Origin of the sequence: Sulfitobacter sp. NFXS29 (genome assembly GCF_040148765.1) — a bacterium.
Classification (GTDB): domain Bacteria; phylum Pseudomonadota; class Alphaproteobacteria; order Rhodobacterales; family Rhodobacteraceae; genus Sulfitobacter.
The window spans coordinates 55,417-73,525 of the sequence record NZ_JAGDED010000002.1; the positions used below are offsets into that span (position 1 = coordinate 55,417).

Annotated in this window: 21 protein-coding genes; 11 read left to right on the forward strand and 10 right to left on the reverse strand. The window is 61.4% G+C overall.

All coding sequences use genetic code 11. The features are described 5' to 3' along the window. Nucleotides 1-18: 18 nt before the first annotated feature. From ybeY to J3456_RS05030, 4 genes are all read right to left on the reverse strand, one after another. Nucleotides 19-564, reverse strand: a complete 546-nt coding sequence (ybeY, locus tag J3456_RS05015) for an rRNA maturation RNase YbeY (protein ID WP_349579181.1) — start codon at nt 562-564, stop codon at nt 19-21. Beyond that, nucleotides 539-1,516: a PhoH family protein gene (locus J3456_RS05020; RefSeq protein WP_349579432.1), complete on the reverse strand. Its 978-nt coding sequence runs from the start codon at nt 1,514-1,516 to the stop codon at nt 539-541. The genes ybeY and J3456_RS05020 overlap by 26 nt, the downstream gene beginning before the upstream one ends. Nucleotides 1,517-1,663: 147 nt before the next feature. After that, a complete protein-coding gene (locus tag J3456_RS05025) occupies nt 1,664-1,966 on the reverse strand; it encodes a hypothetical protein (protein ID WP_386283760.1) in 303 nt (100 codons plus the stop codon). 34 nt (nt 1,967-2,000) lie between these two features. Next, nucleotides 2,001-2,543, reverse strand: coding sequence for an OmpA family protein (locus J3456_RS05030; RefSeq protein WP_386283763.1), 543 nt, complete (start codon nt 2,541-2,543; stop codon nt 2,001-2,003). Nucleotides 2,544-3,008: 465 nt separating this feature from the next. Between J3456_RS05030 and J3456_RS05035 the strand changes: the two genes are divergently transcribed. Further along, nucleotides 3,009-3,353: a hypothetical protein gene (locus tag J3456_RS05035; protein ID WP_349579182.1), complete on the forward strand. Its 345-nt coding sequence runs from the start codon at nt 3,009-3,011 to the stop codon at nt 3,351-3,353. A gap of 53 nt (nt 3,354-3,406) precedes the next feature. Here the strand turns inward: J3456_RS05035 and miaB are convergent, their stop codons facing one another. Beyond that, the gene (miaB, locus tag J3456_RS05040; RefSeq protein WP_349579183.1) at nt 3,407-4,711 is read right to left on the reverse strand and encodes a tRNA (N6-isopentenyl adenosine(37)-C2)-methylthiotransferase MiaB; all 1,305 of its coding nucleotides are present in this window, start codon (nt 4,709-4,711) and stop codon (nt 3,407-3,409) included. Between the two features lie 122 nt (nt 4,712-4,833). On the opposite strand from miaB, the gene J3456_RS05045 reads away from it, so the two are divergent. The 4 genes from J3456_RS05045 (at nt 4,834) to J3456_RS05060 (ending at nt 8,080) form a co-directional block, all read left to right on the forward strand. Next, nucleotides 4,834-5,703, forward strand: a complete 870-nt coding sequence (locus tag J3456_RS05045; RefSeq protein ID WP_349579184.1) for a hypothetical protein — start codon at nt 4,834-4,836, stop codon at nt 5,701-5,703. 275 nt (nt 5,704-5,978) lie between these two features. Beyond that, nucleotides 5,979-6,671 (forward strand): phosphatidylserine decarboxylase, encoded by a 693-nt coding sequence (locus tag J3456_RS05050; protein WP_067627309.1) that lies wholly within the window; start codon nt 5,979-5,981, stop codon nt 6,669-6,671. A 10-nt stretch (nt 6,672-6,681) separates the two neighbouring features. Beyond that, nucleotides 6,682-7,461, forward strand: coding sequence for a CDP-diacylglycerol--serine O-phosphatidyltransferase (gene pssA, locus J3456_RS05055; RefSeq protein WP_259948618.1), 780 nt, complete (start codon nt 6,682-6,684; stop codon nt 7,459-7,461). Between the two features lies 1 nt (nt 7,462). Continuing rightward, nucleotides 7,463-8,080: a class I SAM-dependent methyltransferase gene (locus J3456_RS05060; RefSeq protein WP_349579185.1), complete on the forward strand. Its 618-nt coding sequence runs from the start codon at nt 7,463-7,465 to the stop codon at nt 8,078-8,080. A gap of 31 nt (nt 8,081-8,111) precedes the next feature. Here J3456_RS05060 and irrA read toward each other — a convergent pair whose 3' ends face one another. Beyond that, complete coding sequence (gene irrA / locus J3456_RS05065; protein WP_120350574.1) at nt 8,112-8,531, reverse strand: iron response transcriptional regulator IrrA; 420 nt, start codon at nt 8,529-8,531, stop codon at nt 8,112-8,114. Between the two features lie 163 nt (nt 8,532-8,694). Here irrA and fabA point away from each other — a divergent pair, with 163 nt between their 5' ends. Continuing rightward, nucleotides 8,695-9,204: a bifunctional 3-hydroxydecanoyl-ACP dehydratase/trans-2-decenoyl-ACP isomerase gene (gene fabA / locus J3456_RS05070; RefSeq protein WP_349579186.1), complete on the forward strand. Its 510-nt coding sequence runs from the start codon at nt 8,695-8,697 to the stop codon at nt 9,202-9,204. A 67-nt stretch (nt 9,205-9,271) separates the two neighbouring features. On the opposite strand, the gene J3456_RS05075 is transcribed toward fabA, so the two are convergent. Both J3456_RS05075 and J3456_RS05080 read right to left on the reverse strand, forming a co-directional pair. Further along, complete coding sequence (locus J3456_RS05075; protein WP_502989491.1) at nt 9,272-9,874, reverse strand: SDR family oxidoreductase; 603 nt, start codon at nt 9,872-9,874, stop codon at nt 9,272-9,274. 67 nt (nt 9,875-9,941) lie between these two features. Further along, a complete protein-coding gene (locus tag J3456_RS05080) occupies nt 9,942-11,321 on the reverse strand; it encodes an NAD-dependent succinate-semialdehyde dehydrogenase (RefSeq protein ID WP_349579187.1) in 1,380 nt (459 codons plus the stop codon). A gap of 164 nt (nt 11,322-11,485) precedes the next feature. On the opposite strand from J3456_RS05080, the gene fabB reads away from it, so the two are divergent. Beyond that, nucleotides 11,486-12,715 carry a beta-ketoacyl-ACP synthase I gene (gene fabB / locus J3456_RS05085; protein ID WP_349579188.1) on the forward strand — a complete coding sequence of 410 codons (1,230 nt, stop codon included), beginning with the start codon at nt 11,486-11,488 and terminating at the stop codon, nt 12,713-12,715. 9 nt (nt 12,716-12,724) lie between these two features. After that, complete coding sequence (locus J3456_RS05090; protein ID WP_349579189.1) at nt 12,725-13,516, forward strand: enoyl-ACP reductase FabI; 792 nt, start codon at nt 12,725-12,727, stop codon at nt 13,514-13,516. A 184-nt stretch (nt 13,517-13,700) separates the two neighbouring features. Here J3456_RS05090 and J3456_RS05095 read toward each other — a convergent pair whose 3' ends face one another. Both J3456_RS05095 and J3456_RS05100 read right to left on the reverse strand, forming a co-directional pair. Then, nucleotides 13,701-14,816, reverse strand: a complete 1,116-nt coding sequence (locus J3456_RS05095; protein WP_349579190.1) for a THUMP domain-containing class I SAM-dependent RNA methyltransferase — start codon at nt 14,814-14,816, stop codon at nt 13,701-13,703. Between the two features lie 108 nt (nt 14,817-14,924). After that, on the reverse strand, nt 14,925-15,353 hold the full coding sequence (locus J3456_RS05100) for an FKBP-type peptidyl-prolyl cis-trans isomerase (RefSeq protein WP_349579191.1): 429 nt from the start codon (nt 15,351-15,353) through the stop codon (nt 14,925-14,927). 192 nt (nt 15,354-15,545) lie between these two features. Here J3456_RS05100 and J3456_RS05105 point away from each other — a divergent pair, with 192 nt between their 5' ends. From J3456_RS05105 to J3456_RS05115, 3 genes are read left to right on the forward strand one after another with little or no spacing between them, the layout of a single operon-like run. Next, a complete protein-coding gene (locus J3456_RS05105) occupies nt 15,546-16,232 on the forward strand; it encodes a haloacid dehalogenase type II (RefSeq protein WP_349579192.1) in 687 nt (228 codons plus the stop codon). Further along, the gene (locus tag J3456_RS05110; protein WP_349579193.1) at nt 16,232-17,050 is read left to right on the forward strand and encodes an alpha/beta fold hydrolase; all 819 of its coding nucleotides are present in this window, start codon (nt 16,232-16,234) and stop codon (nt 17,048-17,050) included. The genes J3456_RS05105 and J3456_RS05110 overlap by 1 nt, the downstream gene beginning before the upstream one ends. After that, on the forward strand, nt 17,050-18,021 hold the full coding sequence (locus J3456_RS05115) for a threonine ammonia-lyase (protein WP_349579194.1): 972 nt from the start codon (nt 17,050-17,052) through the stop codon (nt 18,019-18,021). The genes J3456_RS05110 and J3456_RS05115 overlap by 1 nt, the downstream gene beginning before the upstream one ends. Nucleotides 18,022-18,109 lie beyond the last annotated feature (88 nt).

Here is an 18,109-nt window from a genome sequence, read left to right on the forward strand (position 1 = left end):
GTCTGTGTTACAAGCCCCCTAAGGGCCATTTTCCTTATATGGGTCATCATAACCCATTTTGCCAAGTATTTCGCGCTCTAACCCCTCCATCAACATGGCGTCGGGGTCATTTTCGTGGTCATAGCCCAGAAGATGCAACAGCCCATGTACGATGAGATGGGTCACATGTGCATTCAAAGGCTTGGCCGCCGCGTTGGCCTCGGCGGCACATGTCTCATAAGCCATGGCGATGTCGCCCAGTTCAAGCATTCCGTCAATGCCGGGTGCGACGGGCAGCGGATCACCGCCCGGCGCGGCGGCACCGCGTTCCTCCGCAGGCCAGCTGAGCACATTTGTGGCACGCGCCTTGCCACGAAAATCTTCGTTCAGCACAGCAATGCGCGCATCATCGCAGGCCAGCAGGGTCATCTCTGCCGCCTCGGCGTCGAGGCCGAGATGCCCCAGAGTGGCGCGCGCTGCGGCATGGGCGAGCGGTTCAAGGTCGACCGCGTTCCAGCGGTCGTCCTCAATCACGATGTCGAAATCCTCTAGCATCGCATCAAGCGGCACCGCTATCCGCCTCATAAGCCTCGATAATCGCCGCAACCAGCGGGTGGCGTACAACGTCCTTGGAGGTGAAGTAATTGAAGCTAATACTTGGGATCGTTTTCAGCAAACGCTCGGCATCCTGTAGCCCCGATTGCACCCCGCGCGGCAGGTCGATCTGCGTGCGGTCGCCAGTAATTACCATGCGGGAATTTTGTCCCAGACGCGTCAGGAACATCTTCATCTGCATCGACGTGGCGTTCTGCGCCTCATCCAACACGACAAAAGCATTCGACAGCGTCCGCCCCCGCATAAAGGCCAGCGGCGCGATCTCGATGCGCTTTTCCTCTAGCAGTTTTGCCAGTTGCTTGCCCGGCAAGAAGTCGTTCAGCGCATCATAGAGCGGCTGCATATAAGGATCGACCTTGTCCTTCATGTCACCCGGCAGATAGCCCAGCTTCTCTCCCGCTTCGACCGCAGGACGGCTGAGAATAATCCGGTCCACATGGCCACCGATGAACATCGACACGCCCACGGCTACGGCCAGATAGGTCTTGCCCGTACCCGCAGGCCCGATGCCAAAGGCCAGTTCATTGTCAAACAGCGATTGCACATAGGCCTTCTGCGCGTCGGTGCGCGGCTCAACCCGCTTTTTACGGGTCTGGATCTCAATCGCATCGCCCATTGGCATTTCCAGCTGGTCGCCCTGACGCACGCCTGTGCCAGCGCTGGAATTGCCCATGCGCAACATGCCGTCCACATCAGCAGCCTCAACCGAGCGGCCGCTTTCAAGCCGCACATAAAGCGCATTCAGCAGGCTTTCGGCTTTCTCGACGGCCTCGCCCTCACCCAAAATCTGCAGGTGATTGCCGCGCCGGATGATCTGCACCTCGAGCGATTTTTCGATGGCAGCCAGATGCGCGTCATAGGCGCCGCAGAGGTCGATCAAAAGGCGGTTATCGGGAAATTCCACCACCCTTTCCGGTGACATCAGATCAGTTGAAGGCAATGCGCGTATCCTTTGTGAAGCACTAAATGGTGAGATAGTCAGGCGGGCAGGATTTACCAACCCGTAGCGACAAAAAGGGCCGAAGCGCAACGCGCTCCGGCCCGGTGTGTTTGATATGGCCCGCCAAGGTCAGTTCGGGTCTTTGATCTTGGAGCCACCTTTGAAGTGGCCCGCGGTATGTGTCGGCGGCGCCACGCCCGAGCAGACCGGCTTGCCGAATTTATCAAGCCGCGCCGAGAGATAGCCCTCGACCCCGTCATCGATGATCCAGTGGTCGCAGCCGTTTGGATCAACCCAGATGCCCGCTTGAAGGGTGCTGAGGTGCTTGGTGTCGATGCCGCGGTCAACGGTCTTGTCCGAAGGATACCCCCGGCCCAGACCGCCTTCGTAATCGGTACAGGCCGACAGGCCGACGGCACAGGCGGTGACCATGAGAAGTTTCGTCTTAATCACTTTTATGGTCCCTTCAGCGAATGCAGATAATTTCGACACGGCGGTTTTTGGCCATGTTCGCAGCGGAATTGTTCGGCACGGCAGGCATCCGTTCGCCGTAGCCACGCACATCGGCGATCTTGGCCCCGACTTGGTTGGCGACACGCGCTACCGAGTTTGCGCGGTTGTAGGACAGACGCATGTTATAGGCATCCGAGGCACGGCTGTCAGTATGGCCGGTGATGATGTAAGACACCGCCCCGGTCGACTGGAAGAAATTCGCCAAGCGCGCGCGACCCTGGGCCGAGATGTTGTATTTGTCGGTGGCAAAGAACTGGTCCGCCTCCATCACACCGCAAACATCGCCGCGGCGGCACACCGGGATACCCTGACGGGTCGTATGCGGGGTCATATACCCCTCGGCCCCGTCATCCATGACCCAATGTTCACAGCCATCGGGATCGACCCAGATGGTCGGCGTGTAGACGCCCTTGTCGCGGCCCTGTTGCGAGGGTGTCTGCGCATCGGCCGACGTGCTGGCCACAGTCAGCGCCGCCGCCATCGTCAGGCTGGCCATGGCGCGCAGTGCTTTGGAAATAGTGGGTCCCACAGCTTTTGTCCTATTCTAAATATTGGTTCTTATTTTTGGCAAATGCGACCCCTCCCCGGACCCGCGCCTTGTTAGTATAGGGTTAGGTTAGGTAAAAACTGCCCTGCTGTGAAGCTGTGAAGCTGTGAAATCAACATTTTGTGGCCGAGCCTTGACCGATTACAACGAATCCTTCGCGCAATAACGGTGAAACCGATGACTGCGGCGGCCATTTTCTGTCGGGCGGAAAGACTGAAATTACCCTATTGCCTATGCCTTGGCGACAATCCCCCGCAAGCCCTTGAGATTGTTCTCAACCCCCTGACAGTGCCTTCGAATCTTCTTGAAACAAGCACCTTTAGACCTAAACCTCTATCCATCGGATCGCGAGGGTGGGACTTCGCGCGGCTTTGCCGATCTTGATTGCTGCAATGATAACTGGGGGACCAACTCATGATGAAAATGCTACTCGCCACCGCCGTCACCGGCTTGCTGGCCATGCCCGCTTTTGCCGGGGGTGTGAAATACGCCTACCACAACCAAAGCAAGGCGCATCCAACGGGCAATGTGATCCACGTCAGCTGCTACCGCGGCCCGTGGAATGATGTGATCTGGGACCGGCCAAACTCGGTCTTCGTGGATAGCCTCGTGGCCGTCGGCTATGACTTCTCCACAGCCCATGCCGTGGCCGAGCGTGTCTGCCGGGACCACACGCTAGTGGGCAACCCTGAGGGGCTGAAAGCGACGATGAAACGGATCTTTGCGGATGCCGCCTCGCATCGCAAGCACAACTACTGATAAGCTCAGGGTGCGCGGCAACGCGCACCCGCAACGGCCCTAGTGGCGGCCCGTTAGACCAAAACAGCTGCCAAAGAGTTCGTCTTGGCTTCGGTCACTCTTACGCGCTGGATGTCACCGATCTGCGCCGTGCAGTTCTCGATATGAACCGCGTGGAGATACTCTGACTTGCCAAGCATTTGACCGGGCAAACGGCCCTTCTTTTCAACCAGAACCGACACCTCGCGGCCCACCATCGACTGCTGGATTTCTCGTTGGTGCTGGGTGATTAACCCTTGCAGGCGCTGCAAGCGATCGTCGGCCACGGCTGCATCGACCAGCGGGCGTTCGGCCGCCGGGGTGCCGGGGCGGGTGGAATATTTGAACGAATAGGCATAGCCGTAGCGCACCTGCCGGACGAGCTCCATCGTCGCCTCAAAGTCGGCATCGCTTTCCTCGGGGAAGCCGACGATGAAATCGCCCGACAGCACGATGTCAGGCCGCGCCTCGCGGATGCGTTCGAGCAGCTTCAGATAGCTTTCGGCGGTGTGGCTGCGGTTCATCCGTTTCAGGATGTGATCGCTGCCCGACTGTACCGGCAGGTGCAGGTAGGGCATCAGCTCGGGCACCTCACCATGGGCCGCAATCAGATCGTCGCCCATGTCGTTGGGGTGGCTGGTGGTGTAGCGGATACGCTCCAACCCGTCGATTTTGGCCAGCGCGCGGATCAGACCGGCCAACGTCATACCGCCGTGGTAGGCATTGACATTCTGGCCCAGCAGGGTGACTTCGCGCACGCCGCGTTCGACCAGATCGCGGGCCTCTTCCAGCACCTTCTCGGCGGGGCGAGAAACTTCGGCCCCCCGCGTATAGGGCACCACGCAGAAGGCGCAGAACTTGTCGCAGCCCTCTTGCACGGTGAGGAAGGCCGCGGGCGCGCGTTTCATCTTGGGGCGGCCTTTAAGGTGGTCGAATTTGTCTTCTGCCGGAAAATCGGTGTCGAGCGCGCTTTGCCCGCTCTGCACCTTCGCCTCCATCTCTGGCAGACGGTGATAGCTTTGCGGTCCGACCACCAGATCGACAGCCGGCTGGCGGCGCATGATCTCTTCGCCCTCGGCTTGGGCCACGCAGCCCGCCACGCCGATCTTCAGATCGGGGCGCGCGTCTTTCAACGGCTTCAGGCGGCCCAGTTCGGAATAGACCTTCTCTGCAGCCTTTTCGCGGATGTGGCAGGTGTTGAGCAGGATCATATCCGCATCATCGGCCCGGTCGGTCGTGACATAGCCCTGACTGCCAAGGCTTTCGGCCATGCGTTCGCTGTCATAGACGTTCATCTGGCAACCATAGGTCTTGATGAACAGCTTTTTCGGTTGTGTCATGGCGGGCATCCAAGGGTTTTGACGGATTTCGGGCAGATGGCGTCGTCTAACAGCGGTGGCCGCGTCTTGCAATGGACCCGGAATTGACCGACTTTGCGGCAGGGAAATACCAGCGGGGGCCTATGCGGTATCGCGATCTAGACCATCTTATCAAAGAGGCCCGTCCGGCGCTGGAGGCAGGCCCCATCGCCATGATCTTGGTCGAGGATGAGGTCGAGATCGACACCACCCTGCGCCATCACCAGCAAGCGGGCTTTGACAGTGTGGTGGCGCTGATGCCCCCCGCTTTTGACCTGCCCCGCGACTTGCAGGAAAGCGTGCTGCGGGTGGACTATGACACCACCGCCGAAGCCGCGCTGGAGGCGGCGGTGAACCGCATGATTGCCGCGGTGCCGGGGCAATGGCTTTATTACTGCTATAACGCCGAATACCTCTTCCACCCCTTCAGTGAGACGCGCAACGTCAAGGAATTGCTGGCCTTTCACGGAGAAGAGCGGCGCGATGCCATGCTGGCCTATGTCGTCGACCTCTATGCGCTGGACCTCCAAAGGCATCCCGATGCCGTCTCACTCGATCAGGCGCATCTGGACCGCTCAGGCTATTACGCGCTGGCGCGCAAGGATCCGTCGCGGCAGGGGCATCCCAAGGAACGGCAGCTTGATTTCTTTGGCGGGCTGCGCTGGCGGTTCGAGGAACACGTGCCACCGCAGAGCCGCAAGATCGACCGCATCCCGCTGTTTCGCGCCAAACCGGGGCTGCTGCTGCGCGGCGATCACACGTTCAATGACGAGGAATACAATACCTACGCCTGCGAATGGCACCACAACGTAACGGCGGCAATCTGCTCTTTCCGCACCGCCAAGGCGCTGAAGAGCAATCCGGGCAGCCGTTACGATATCCCGACATTTCAATGGCAGAATTCCGAGCCGTTCGAGTGGCATTCCCGGCAGTTGATGGATTTGGGTCTGATGGAGCCGGGGCAGTGGTTTTGAACGGGGCCCGCCGGTTCTAAAGGCGCCGATTGGAGCCGCGACCTATTCAGACTGTCCCGCCCGGTGGCACACCGGGCATCGCCCTCCCTCCCCCCGGAGGGCGACACCCTCAGCGCATGGCAGCTAACCTTTTCGACGCTCGGACAGGACGCCGCCTGTATCCGGTGCTCTCACCGTTCAGCTCGCAACCGCCCAAAACCCGCGCCTGCCCAAAACCTCCTTGCACTCGCCCGCCATGCACCTATGACGGAAGACAGCCTGAACGGGAGGGTCCGATGTCCGTCAACTTGCTCGATACATTCATCAAACCGATGCACCGCGAGGGCATCAAATTCGTGGCGATCTTCGCCGCTGTCACACTGGTGCTCTTCGCCATCGAAGAGGTGCTGGGCTGGATCGGCGTCGGTCTCACCATCTGGTGCTACTACTTTTTCCGCGACCCGGAGCGCGTCACGCCGGATAGGCCCGACCTGATCGTCAGCCCTGCCGACGGCATCGTCTCGCTCATCGAGCCTGCGGTGCCGCCCGCGGAACTGGGCATGCCCGATGTGCCGCTGACCCGCGTCAGCGTCTTCATGAGCGTGTTTAACTGCCACATCAACCGCGCCCCCGTTGCGGGCAAGGTGCAGGCCGTGGCCTACCGCCCGGGCAAGTTCTTCAACGCCTCGCTCGACAAGGCCAGCGCCGACAATGAGCGCAACAGCCTGTGCATCCGCATGGACGACGGGCGCGATCTGGCCGTTGTGCAGATTGCGGGCCTTGTGGCGCGGCGTATCGTTTGTTTCGTCAAATCCGGCGACGGGCTGGAAACCGGCGAACGCTTTGGCTTGATCCGCTTCGGCTCCCGGCTAGATGTCTATTTGCCCGAAGGCGTCGACCCGATGGTGCGCATTGGGCAGACCATGGTCGCCGGGGAAACCGTGCTGGCCGAGTTGAAACAACCGGTGATCGACACCGCCCCACTTTAGGAAAGCCTGCATGCGCCCCCCTTCTGAAAAGACCGGCGCAGACCTTGCGCTGATCCAGCTTCTGCCGAACGCTCTGACGATTACCGCGATTTGCGCAGGGCTTTCGGCGATCCGTTTTGGGGTGCAGGGCAACTATGTGCTGGCGGTGCAGCTGATCTTGCTGGCCTGTGTGCTCGATGGATTGGACGGACGGCTCGCGCGGCTCTTGCGCTCTTCCAGCCCGATGGGCGCGGAACTGGATTCGCTGGCGGATTTCCTGAACTTCGGGGTGGCCCCGCCGCTGATCCTCTATTTCTGGGCGCTGCAAGACATGCGCAGCGCGGCGTGGATTTCCGTGCTGATCTATGCGGTCTGCTGCGTGGTGCGATTGGCGCGCTTCAACGTGAACGACAAAGCCGAAGCCGAAAAGGCCAAGAACGGCGACGCGGTGGGTGAAAGCGGCTCGTTCTTTACCGGCATCCCCTCGCCTGCCGGTGCGTTGCTGGTGCTGCTGCCGATGACTGCCTCCTTTGCCTTTCATAACCGGCCCATCGTGCCGGATTGGTTGATCTGCCTGCATATGGTGCTGATCGGATTCTTGATGATCAGCCGCATCCCCACATGGTCTTTCAAGACCACTAAGGTCTCGCGGCGCCATGTGAAATATCTGCTGGTGGGCGTGGCAATTTTTGCCGCCGCACTGGCGACCTATGCGTGGACCACGCTTGTCGTGCTCTGTGTGGCCTATATCGGCATGGTGATCTGGGGCCTATTGCGGGCGAAGAAAACGAATAAAACCAAAAGGATTTAAGATGGATATCAAGGCGGTCGAGACTTCTTATGCCCGCTGGGCGCCGATCTATGACAAAACCTTTGGCGCGCTGACCAGCGGCGGTCGCCGCCATGTGGTCGCCCATATCAACAAGGGCGCAGGCTCGGTGCTGGAAGTGGGCGTTGGCACGGGCCTCTCCCTGCCTCACTACGCGCCGCATCTATCGGTCACCGGCATTGATTTCAGTGATGAGATGCTCGCCAAGGCCCGCCAGCGCGTGACGCGGGAAGGGCTGAAACATGTGTCAGACCTGCGCCAGATGGATGCGCGCGCCCTTGATTTCCCCGACGCCAGTTTCGACACCATCGCCGCCATGCATGTTCTGTCGGTCGTGCCCGAACCTGAGCGCGTCATGGAAGAGATCGCCCGCGTGCTCAAACCCGGCGGTCAGGTGGTCATCGCCAACCACTTCATGCGGACCACCGGCGTGTTGGGCTTTCTTGAAAAGGTCTCGGCCCCCTTTGCCAATACGCTTGGCTGGCATTCGGATTTCGAGATGGAGACCGTGTTGCAACAAGACGCGCTGCAGGTCGAAGACGAACGCGCCTTGCCGCCGATGGGCATGATGACGTTTCTGGTGCTGCGCAAACGCGGCTGATCGCTCAGGCGGCGGGGCGTGCCCCGCCCGTTCAGGATTTCCGGCGCAGGCGGATCACCACATCGACCGAGGCAATCTCGGCCCCATCGGGCGCATCGGGAAGCTGCGCGATCACCAATTGCTCAGAGGGCGCGTCGGTCAGCTTGCTGTCGTCTTCCCAAAAGAAATGCGGGTGATCGTGGGTGTTGGTGTCGAAATAGCTTTTCGAGCCATCCACGGTCACTTCCTGCAACAGCCCCGCATCACAAAAGGCGCGCAGCGTGTTATAGACCGTGGCCAGCGACACGGCCTCGCCCTGCCCCTTTGCGGCCTCGAACAGGCTTTCGGCAGTGACATGGCGGTCTTGGCCATCGCCCACCAAAAGGCTCGCCAGCGTGACACGTTGGCGCGTAGGGCGCAGCCCGGCCTGAGCCAGCCAGCGCGTTCCGACCTCTTGTTCCTGTTCGGACATCAGTTCCCTGCCTTTCAGGGTCATATAAAGGAGGAAATCCCCGGTTTTCAATTGAAAACCTCAAACCAATCGTTGCAGCCCCCCGCGCCCGGGTCTTGCAGCAGCCCGGAACGCGGTGCTAAACCGGGCCGGTAATATAACAGAGCAGCAGGAGAGCCGCAGGATGGCCGACTACCCCACGAGTTTCGACAAGGAAGATCTGCTGAAATGCGCCCGCGGCGAACTTTTCGGCCCCGGTAACGCACAGCTTCCCGCCCCGCCGATGCTCATGATGGACCGGATCACCGATGTATCCGCCGATGGCGGCGCCCATGGCAAGGGCCATATTACCGCTGAGTTCGACATCACGCCCGACCTGTGGTTTTTCGAATGCCACTTCCCCGGCAACCCGATCATGCCCGGCTGTCTGGGTCTTGACGGTCTGTGGCAGTTGACCGGTTTCAACCTCGGCTGGCGCGGCTGGAAGGGGCGCGGCTATGCGCTTGGCGTGGGCGAAGTGAAGCTGACGGGCATGGTACGCCCTGAGCGCAAGATGCTGACCTACAAAATTGATTTCACCAAGGCGATCCAGACCCGCCGCCTGACCATGGGCGTGGCCGATGGCATCGTCGAAGCCGATGGCGAGGTGATCTATCAGGTAAAAGACATGAAAGTCGCGCTGAGCGAAAGCTGAGCCGAGGCGACATTCCGACAAGAAAAAGGGGGCCCGCGTGGCCCCCTTTTGCGTTTGCATCACCCGTTCAGAGCGTCTGCATCTCTTGCACCTTGCCATCGTGGCGCCCGGTCACTGCCGCCTCGGCCAATACAGCGGCCACATCGGCGCGATGCGCTTCGCCTTTCTGGTCCACCCCTTCGCCCAGATTGATCGCATTGGTCTTGGGGTCATCGGTCAGCGCCACAGGCCGCAGGATCGAATGGGTCAACCCAGAGGCTTGCAGATGCGCGTCTGCCGCCTGCTTCGCCTTCAGGTAATGAGTCATCTCATGGTCTTCCGGCGGATTGTCGGCACCGACGGAGCTCAGCATGACGAAACGCTCAACACCCGCCTCGCGCGCCAGATCGACCAGATGTTGCGCGCCCTCGCGGTCGACCTTCTCGGTCATCTCGGGCCCTGTGTTGCCGCCAGACCCGGCTGCAAAGACCACCGCATCGACGCCGTCACAGACGCCCGCCTGCAAATTGGTCAAATCACCCTTCCGCTGCTCGGTGCCCTCAGGCAGAACAGACGTGTCAGAACCGTCGCGCACCAGCGCGATGGGCACGGCCCCTCGGTCTTTCAATTCACTGACGAGCAAACGCCCGGTTTTGCCGGTCGCACCGGCGACAAGTACTTTCATAGTCATCTAGAACCTCTTGGAAACTATCGTTCAAATTGGCGAGCGGCGTGCACCACCGCCCGCCCTTTGCCACTTAGGACGGCAGGAAAATCGCCTTGGCGTTGACAAATTCGCTCATGCCAAAGCCGCCATGTTCGCGGCCATAACCGGAGTTCTTGACCCCGCCGAAGGGCATATTCGGATCCGCCAAACCAAAACCGTTGATCCGGATCATCCCAGTGTCAAACTCGGCTCGGGCCAACTCCAACGCGCGGTCCTCGTCTTTCGAGAAGATACCGCCGCCGAGACCATAGCGGCTGTCATTGGCAATACGCATCGCATCTTCGTCATCCTTGGCGCGGATCACCGAGGCAACGGGGCCAAAAATTTCGTCGTCATAAGCAGGTGAGCCGGGCTTCACATTGCCCAACACGGTCGATGGATAGTAAGCCCCCGTGCGGTCAGGCACTTCGCCGCCACAGAGCAGTTCGCAGCCCTTTTCGACGCTTTCCTTGACCTGATCGCGCACCGTCTCGAACTGTTCTTGGCTCGACAGCGGGCCAAGGCCGGTGCTCTTGTCCATCGGGTCGCCCATCTCGATTGATTTCATCTGCTCGACAAAGGCTTTCACGAAGGCGTCGTAGTTCTTGTCGGTCACGATAAAGCGCTTTGCCGAGATGCAGGTCTGGCCATTGTTGTAGATCCGACCAGCAGCAGAGAATTTCACCGCCGTGTCGATATCCGCGTCATCCAGCACGATAAAGGCATCGTTCGAGCCCAGTTCCAGCACCGATTTCTTGAGATGCTTTGCTGCCAGCGACCCGATGTGGCTCCCCGCTTTGTCCGAGCCGGTCATGGTCACGCCGCGCACCAGATCATGGGCGATCAGCTTGTCGCTGGTGTCATGGTCAATAATGACGACGTTAAACAGGTCTTTCGGCAGGCCCGCCTCTTCGCAGATTTCCTTAAGACGCAGCGCGCTGCCGGTACAAATTTGGGCGTGTTTCAACACGTTGCCATTGCCTGCCATCAGGTTTGCCGCCAGAACGCGGACCGGCTGGTAAAAAGGGAAGTTCCACGGCTGGACCGAATAGATCACGCCAATCGGCTGATAGGTCACCACGCCGTTTTTCTTGCCATCCATCAACTCGCGGGTTTCGTCCTTGAGCTTTTCCGGGCCCGCATCGGCGGTCCAGTCAAAGATCGCGGCGCAGAGGTCAACTTCGTCAAGGCTGTCTTTGTACAACTTACCAACCTCGCGGGTCATCAACTCGGCCAGTTCCTCCTTATTATCGCGAAGCTTTTCGGCGATCTTTTTTAGATAGGGCGCGCGCTCATCATGGGAGAACTTGCGCCAGTCCTTAAAAGCCTCATGCGTGGCCTCGACCGCGCGGATCGCTTCAGCTTCGGACATCACGGTGTAGGTGTTCAGGACCTCTTCGGTGGCGGGGTTTACCGTCTTGATCTCGGGCATTCTGTTCTCCTTTATGTCTCGTTGGGCAAACACCGCCCGTCCTCCGCGCGTTCCATCACAGAACCTTGACCGGCAACTTCCGCCCGGGTGGTTTTGGCAAACCGCTTGCGCCGTCCCGCTGTGCTGTCATACACCGGGGCTGATAAAACAAAGGAGTGCTGCCCATGCGCCGCGTCGTCGTCACAGGGTTGGGAATTGTCTCATCCATCGGAAATAACGCCGAAGAAGTGCTAGCCGCGCTGAAGGACGGCACCTCCGGGATCGAAGCAAGCCCGGAGATGGCCGAACACGGGTTCCGCAGCCGCGTGGCCGGGACGCTTAAGATCAATCTGGCCGACCATATCGACAAGCGCACGTTGCGCTTCATGGGTCCGGGCGCAGGCTATGCCTATGTCGCGATGGATCAGGCGATCAAGGATGCGGGTCTGGACGAGAGCCAGATCAGCAACCCGCGCACGGGTCTGGTGGCAGGCTCGGGCGGGCCGTCGACAAGCGCCATGTTCGCCGCGCATAACATCGTCAAGGACACCGGTGCGACCAAGCGCATCGGGCCGTTTGCCGTGCCGAAGTGCATGTCCTCGACAGTCAGCGCGAACCTTTCGACCGCTTTCAAGATCAAAGGCATCAACTATTCCATCACCTCGGCCTGCTCCACCTCGCTGCACTGCATCGGCAACGCGGCTGAACAGATCATGCTGGGCAAGCAAGATGTGATGTTTGCCGGTGGCGGCGAAGAGTTGGACTGGACGCTGTCCTGCCTCTTTGACGCAATGGGCGCGATGTCGTCCAAGTACAACGACGCCCCCGAAACAGCGAGCCGCGCCTTTGACGCGGACCGCGACGGTTTTGTGATCTCTGGCGGCGGCGGCATGCTGGTGCTCGAAGACCTCGACCACGCACTGGCGCGCGGCGCGAAAATCTACGCCGAGGTGACGGGCTATGCCGCCACCAGCGATGGGCACGACATGGTAGCGCCTTCCGGAGAAGGCGGCGAGCGTGCGATGCGTCTGGCGCTCGACACGCTGCCCGAGGGCCGCAAGGTCGGCTATATCAACGCACACGGCACCTCCACCCCCGTCGGCGATGTGGGCGAGATCGAAGCGGTCCGCCGCGTCTTCGGTAAAGGCAGCACGCCGCCCGTTAGCTCGACCAAATCGATGACAGGCCACGCCCAAGGCGCCGCCGGTGCGTTGGAGGCAATCTTTAGCCTGCTGATGCTTGAGAATGATTTCATCGCCAAGTCGATCAACGTGCAAAACCTCGACCCGGCGCTTGATCCTTCCGAGATTGCGCTGGAGCGCGTCGACAACGCGGGCCTCGATTCCGTGATGACCAACTCCTTCGGATTTGGTGGCACCAATGGGTCGATGATCCTGTCAAAGTATAAGGGCTGAGGGCGCGATATGTCAGGAATGCTCGCAGGAAAACGCGGCCTTATCATGGGTGTGGCCAATGAACGCTCCATCGCTTGGGGCATCGCCAAGGCGATGGCCGAGGCCGGGGCCGAACTGGCCTTCACCTATCAGGGCGAGGCCTTTGGCAAGCGTCTTGAGCCGCTGGCGGAGAGTGTCGGGTCGGACTTCATGGTCGATGTTGATGTAACCGATGACGCCTCGCTCGACCGCGCGTTTGAGGAATTGGGCGCGCGCTGGCCGACGATTGACTTCGTCGTGCATGCCATTGCTTTCTCGGACAAATCCGAGTTGACGGGACGCTTCTTGAACACCAGCCGGGCGAACTTCAAGAACTCGATGGATATCTCGGCCTATTCCTTCATCGACGTCGCGCGCCGGGCGCATCCGCTGATGGTGGAGAACGGCGGCACGCTGCTGACGTTGACCTACATGGGGTCGAACCGCGTGACGCCGAACTACAATGTGATGGGTGTGGCCAAGGCGGCGTTGGAAAGCGCCACGCGCTATCTGGCGAACGATCTGGGGCCGGAGGGGATCCGCGTGAACGCAATTAGCCCTGGGCCGATGAAGACGCTGGCGGGGGCTGCCATTGGCGGCGCGCGCAAGACCTATAAGCACACGGATCAGAATGCGCCGTTGCGGTCGAATGCGACGTTGGAGGCTGTTGGTGGGACGGCGGTTTATCTGGCGTCTGATGCGGGCGCTTGCACGACGGGGGAGATTGTCCGTGTGGATGGTGGTTTCCACGTGTTGGGGATGCCGCAGGCTGAGAACCTTTAAGGGTTTAACTACCTCGGCCCGGAATCAAGCCGTAGGCGCCGGGCCATCGCCTGCCCGTCCCCACGGGGAGGCGATTTGGTGAGGCTGGGCGCGCCTTTTCGAGGGTGCGCTAAAGCCGCACCATAAAGTGGGACGGATGAACGCTGCAATCGCCACCCCACGGGCGGGCGCTGACCCTCGGTCTCTATCGCAGCGCATCCGTTTGCCAGAGCCATATCTTCATCCCACCATGCGCAATCGCTGGCCCCTGCGGTTTCCACGGCAGCCCGGTCGCCCGCGCCAAGGGTGGCTCTGACGTGACAAGCCCCACACGCCAGCCTCGGAACCGCGACTTCAAGGTCTCACCAAGAGTCCCATACAACGGATACAGCAGCTTCTTATTCCCAATCCGCCCCCCATAAGGCGGGTTCACGATCACCAGCCCCGGCGGACCCTCTGGCGGCTGCACCTCCCCTGCCCCGTGGCAGGCGAAATGGCACCACGCACCCACACCCGCACGCTCAGCATTGGCCGTGCTCATGCGGATTGCGCCCGCATCCCGGTCCGAGCCGTAGAACCGCGCCGACGGGGGCGATACATCCCCACCGCTGCGCATCTCGTCCCACGCGAGGGCATCAAAGCTCGCCAAATCTTCAAACGCAAAGCTCCGGCTGCGCCCCGGCTTCAGCCCCGCCGCAATCTCTGCGGCTTCGATCAAAAACGTCCCCGAGCCGCACATCGGGTCCACCACCGGCTCGCCCGGCGTGTACCCACATGACCGCAGCATCAGCGCCGCCATATTCTCGCGCATCGGTGCCTTGCCCACCGCTTCCTTGTGGCCGCGCTTGTGCAACGCCTCGCCGGAGGTATCGATGCTGAACATCACCGCGTTGTCGTCGATCCGCACCTTCAGGACCAAGGCCGCCTCCGCATCCACCGTAATCCCGTGGCTTTCACGCAGCGCGGTCTCAACCCGCTGCTGCGCGGCCCCGGCGTGGTAAATTTTTGACGCCTTCGTCGTCACCTGCACCTTCACCGGCACATCGGCGCGCAGCACGTCACCAAAGGAAAACTTGCGGCAGCGCTTGTCCAACTGCGCCAGATGGAAGGCCATAAACCCACCGATCCGCGCCAGCACCCGGCCCGCGCCGCGCAGTTCCAGGTTCGCGCGCCAGACCTCGGGCCAACCGCCCTGAACGGTCACGCCACCGGGCTGCGCCTGCGCTTCGGCAAAGCCTTTTTCCTGCGCCTCGGCGCAGAGCAAATCCTCAAGCCCGGGCGGGCAGACAAGGAAAATCTCGAATGTATCTGGGGTATCCATGGCCCCTGCATAAGCGCCTGCGCGCTGCGGTGCGAGGGGAAAAAGACGCGCATCGCGCCTTGTCGGGTCACCGGGGGGATTGCCCCCCCGGTACCATTGTCAGATCGCTTAAGCGATCTTAACCAATTCGATATCGAACTGCAGGTCTTTGCCCGCCAGCGGGTGGTTGGCGTCGAGCGTCACGGTGGTCTCGTCCACTTCCACCACGGTCACCGGCAGCGCCTGACCTTCGGGGGTCTGCATCTGCAGCTGCGTGCCGGGATCGAGCGGGATGTCCGCCGGAATGCCTTCGCGCGGCACCGATTGGCGCATCTCAGGGTTTACCGGGCCGTAGGCGTCGTCGCTGGGCACCTGAACGACCTTCTTGTCGCCCTCAGCCATGCCGGGCAGCGCGCTGTCGAGGCCGGGAATGATCTGGCCGGAGCCCACAACGAACTCCAACGGGTCGCGGCCTTCGGAGCTGTCAAAAGTGGTACCGTCCTGCAGGGTGCCGGTATAGTGAATCTGTACTGTGTCGCCGGATTTGACCTCAGCCATTGTTGTCTCCAATTTGTCAGGGGAAAAGGGAAGGAGGCCGCGTATCTGCGCGGGTGCTCCAAATTCCGCGACAGCATGAAGATTGTGATCCCGAGAGTAAACCCCCAGTCCCGGCCGATTGGGGAATTCGCCCCTTTTCGCCGCTTCGCCCGCATGCCACTCTGCCGCGACATATGAGGGAGAGCCAGCCAGATGCCCATTACCACCTGTGTTTTCGACGCCTATGGAACCCTGTTCGACGTGGCCGCCGCCGCCCGCGAGGCCGCGCGGGAGCCCGCCTTTGCCGCCATCGCCGACACTTGGCCGCAACTGGCAGAACACTGGCGCCTCAAGCAGTTGCAGTATTCCTGGCTGCGCGCCGTGACCGGGGCGCATGACGATTTCTGGCAGGTCACCCAAGAGGGTTTGGACTGGTCGTTGGAGAAGATGGGTGTCGCTGACGACCCTGCCCTGCGCGAGCGCCTCTTGGCGCTTTATTGGGAGCTTCAGGCTTTTGCGGAGGTTCCCGCCATGCTGCGCGCGTTGAAAGACGGCGGCCTGAACACCGCGATCCTATCCAACGGCTCGCCCGCCATGCTGGAGGGGGCGGTGCAATCCGCGGGAATCAGTGACCTATTGGATGTGTCGCTCTCGGTCGAAAGTGTTGGGGTCTTCAAACCGCATGCATCGGTCTATGATTTGGTCGGACAGCACTACGGCTGCGCTAAGGATGAAGTGCTGTTCGTCTCCTCCAACGGCTGGGATGCAGCGGCGGCGACGGGCTATGGTTTCACAACCGCGTGGGTCAACCGGGGCGGCGATCCGGTGGACCGGCTGCCATGGACACCTGCGCATCAGTTGCGTGAACTCAGTGGCATCCCTGCATTGGCCGGCCTCTGATGGCGCGTTTCACCACCTCCGACGGGCTGTCCCTGCATTACACGGATGAAGGCGACGGGCTGCCGATCCTCTGCCTTGCGGGCCTTACCCGCACCGGCGCGGATTTCGACTATCTGGCCCCTCATTTGGCGGGCCATCGCCTGATCCGCATGGACCACCGGGGCCGTGGTCGGTCGGACTTCGACAAGAACTGGAAGAACTATAGTCTGCCGGTGGAATGCCGCGATGTGCTGGAACTGCTGGCGCATCTGGGGTTGGACAAGGTCGCCATCATCGGCACCTCGCGCGGCGGGCTCAATGCGATGGGGCTGGCGATGATCGCCCATGATCACCTGCTGGGCGTGGCGCTGAATGATGTCGGGCCAGAGCTGGACGCCAAGGGGATCGAGTTCATCATGGGCTATCTGGGCCGCAACCCCGCCGCCAAGACCTATGAAGAGGCCGCCGCCGCCATGGCCCGGGCCTTTCCCGAATTTCGCGGCGTGCCGGAAAGCCGCTGGCTGGAAGAGGTGCAGCGCCATTACACAGCCACCGACGACGGGCTGAAAATCACCTATGACCCGCATCTGCGCGATGCCATCGCCACAGCGGGGCAGCCGACTCCCGACCTCTGGCCGTTTTTCGATGCGCTCCAGGGCATGCCGCTGGCCGCGATCCGAGGGGCCAATTCGACCCTGCTCAGCCGCGAAACGCTGATGCAAATGCAGGCGCGGCGGCCGGATATGATCGTGGCCGAGGTGCCGGATCGCGGCCATGTGCCGTTTCTCGACGAACCCGAGGCGCTGGCCGCGCTGCACGAATGGATAGGACAATTGTAATGAACATCGACATGATCCGCGCCGCCGCCGTCCGTGCAGAGGGCCATGTGAGGCGCACGCCCCTGTTGAACTCGCCCTTTCTGGACGAGATCGCGGGCCGTCGCATTTGGGTCAAGCCAGAGTGCTTGCAACATACCGGCAGTTTCAAGTTTCGCGGCGCGTGGTCGGCCCTGTCATCACTGGATCCTGAAGCGCGGGCGAAAGGCGTCATCGCCTATTCCAGCGGCAACCACGCGCAGGGCGTGGCGCTGGCGTCGAAAATGCACGGTGCCCCCGCCGTGATCGTCATGCCCAAAGACAGCCCGCGCCTGAAAATCGCCAACACCCGCGCCTATGGGGCCGAGGTCGTGCTCTATGACCGCGCGAATGAGAGCCGCGAGAAGATCGGCGCGCAACTGGCCGAAGAACGCGGCCTCACGCTGATCAAACCCTATGACGAGCCGCAGGTGATCGCGGGCCAAGGCACCACAGGGCTGGAGATCGCGCAGCAGGCAGCCGAGGCGGGGATCAACTCTGCCGAAGTCATCGTCTGCTGCGGCGGCGGTGGCCTGACCTCTGGCATCGCCTTGGCGTTGGAGGCCGAGGCCCCCGCCCTCCGCGTGCGCCCGGCAGAGCCGGAAGGCTTTGACGATGCGGCCCGGTCGCTGGCCTCTGGCAAGATCGAGCAGAATCCGAGCGCCTTGGGATCAATATGCGACGCCATCGTCACACCCGCGCCGGGCGAGCTGACCTTTCCGATCATGCAACGGCTTGTCGGCCCGGGCCTGGTGGTGAGCGACGACGAGGCGCTGCAGGCGATGGGCCATGCCTTTAACCGGCTGAAGGTCGTGGCCGAGCCGGGCGGTGCCGTGGCGCTGGCGGCGGCACTGTTCCGTGGGGCTGAGATTGAGGGCGACGATGTGATCGTCACTATTTCTGGCGGGAACGTGGATGCGGATATGTTCGCGCGGGCGCTGCAGATGTTGGGGTAAAGACAAGGGCAGCGCCGGCCTAGAGGGCATTTTTGATCTGTCCCGCCTTTGACCTTGGCCCCTCGCGCGATATGCTGGCCACCACCGC

What these genes read in the sequence shown, in the direction of transcription:
- J3456_RS05030 (WP_386283763.1), bottom strand. Translation starts at nt 2,543, where the DNA reads ATGGCCAGCCTGACGATGGCGGCGGCGCTGACTGTGGCCAGCACGTCG.
- J3456_RS05110 (WP_349579193.1), top strand. Translation starts at nt 16,232, where the DNA reads ATGGCGCGTTTCACCACCTCCGACGGGCTGTCCCTGCATTACACGGAT.
- J3456_RS05100 (WP_349579191.1), bottom strand. Translation starts at nt 15,353, where the DNA reads ATGGCTGAGGTCAAATCCGGCGACACAGTACAGATTCACTATACCGGC.
- J3456_RS05035 (WP_349579182.1), top strand. Translation starts at nt 3,009, where the DNA reads ATGATGAAAATGCTACTCGCCACCGCCGTCACCGGCTTGCTGGCCATG.
- miaB (WP_349579183.1), bottom strand. Translation starts at nt 4,711, where the DNA reads ATGACACAACCGAAAAAGCTGTTCATCAAGACCTATGGTTGCCAGATG.
- J3456_RS05105 (WP_349579192.1), top strand. Translation starts at nt 15,546, where the DNA reads ATGCCCATTACCACCTGTGTTTTCGACGCCTATGGAACCCTGTTCGAC.
- J3456_RS05025 (WP_386283760.1), bottom strand. Translation starts at nt 1,966, where the DNA reads ATGGTCACCGCCTGTGCCGTCGGCCTGTCGGCCTGTACCGATTACGAA.
- J3456_RS05020 (WP_349579432.1), bottom strand. Translation starts at nt 1,516, where the DNA reads ATGTCACCGGAAAGGGTGGTGGAATTTCCCGATAACCGCCTTTTGATC.
- J3456_RS05115 (WP_349579194.1), top strand. Translation starts at nt 17,050, where the DNA reads ATGAACATCGACATGATCCGCGCCGCCGCCGTCCGTGCAGAGGGCCAT.
- J3456_RS05045 (WP_349579184.1), top strand. Translation starts at nt 4,834, where the DNA reads ATGCGGTATCGCGATCTAGACCATCTTATCAAAGAGGCCCGTCCGGCG.
- J3456_RS05095 (WP_349579190.1), bottom strand. Translation starts at nt 14,816, where the DNA reads ATGGATACCCCAGATACATTCGAGATTTTCCTTGTCTGCCCGCCCGGG.
- J3456_RS05050 (WP_067627309.1), top strand. Translation starts at nt 5,979, where the DNA reads ATGTCCGTCAACTTGCTCGATACATTCATCAAACCGATGCACCGCGAG.
- fabA (WP_349579186.1), top strand. Translation starts at nt 8,695, where the DNA reads ATGGCCGACTACCCCACGAGTTTCGACAAGGAAGATCTGCTGAAATGC.
- pssA (WP_259948618.1), top strand. Translation starts at nt 6,682, where the DNA reads ATGCGCCCCCCTTCTGAAAAGACCGGCGCAGACCTTGCGCTGATCCAG.
- fabB (WP_349579188.1), top strand. Translation starts at nt 11,486, where the DNA reads ATGCGCCGCGTCGTCGTCACAGGGTTGGGAATTGTCTCATCCATCGGA.
- J3456_RS05090 (WP_349579189.1), top strand. Translation starts at nt 12,725, where the DNA reads ATGTCAGGAATGCTCGCAGGAAAACGCGGCCTTATCATGGGTGTGGCC.
- J3456_RS05080 (WP_349579187.1), bottom strand. Translation starts at nt 11,321, where the DNA reads ATGCCCGAGATCAAGACGGTAAACCCCGCCACCGAAGAGGTCCTGAAC.
- ybeY (WP_349579181.1), bottom strand. Translation starts at nt 564, where the DNA reads ATGAGGCGGATAGCGGTGCCGCTTGATGCGATGCTAGAGGATTTCGAC.
- J3456_RS05060 (WP_349579185.1), top strand. Translation starts at nt 7,463, where the DNA reads ATGGATATCAAGGCGGTCGAGACTTCTTATGCCCGCTGGGCGCCGATC.
- J3456_RS05075 (WP_502989491.1), bottom strand. Translation starts at nt 9,874, where the DNA reads ATGACTATGAAAGTACTTGTCGCCGGTGCGACCGGCAAAACCGGGCGT.
- irrA (WP_120350574.1), bottom strand. Translation starts at nt 8,531, where the DNA reads ATGTCCGAACAGGAACAAGAGGTCGGAACGCGCTGGCTGGCTCAGGCC.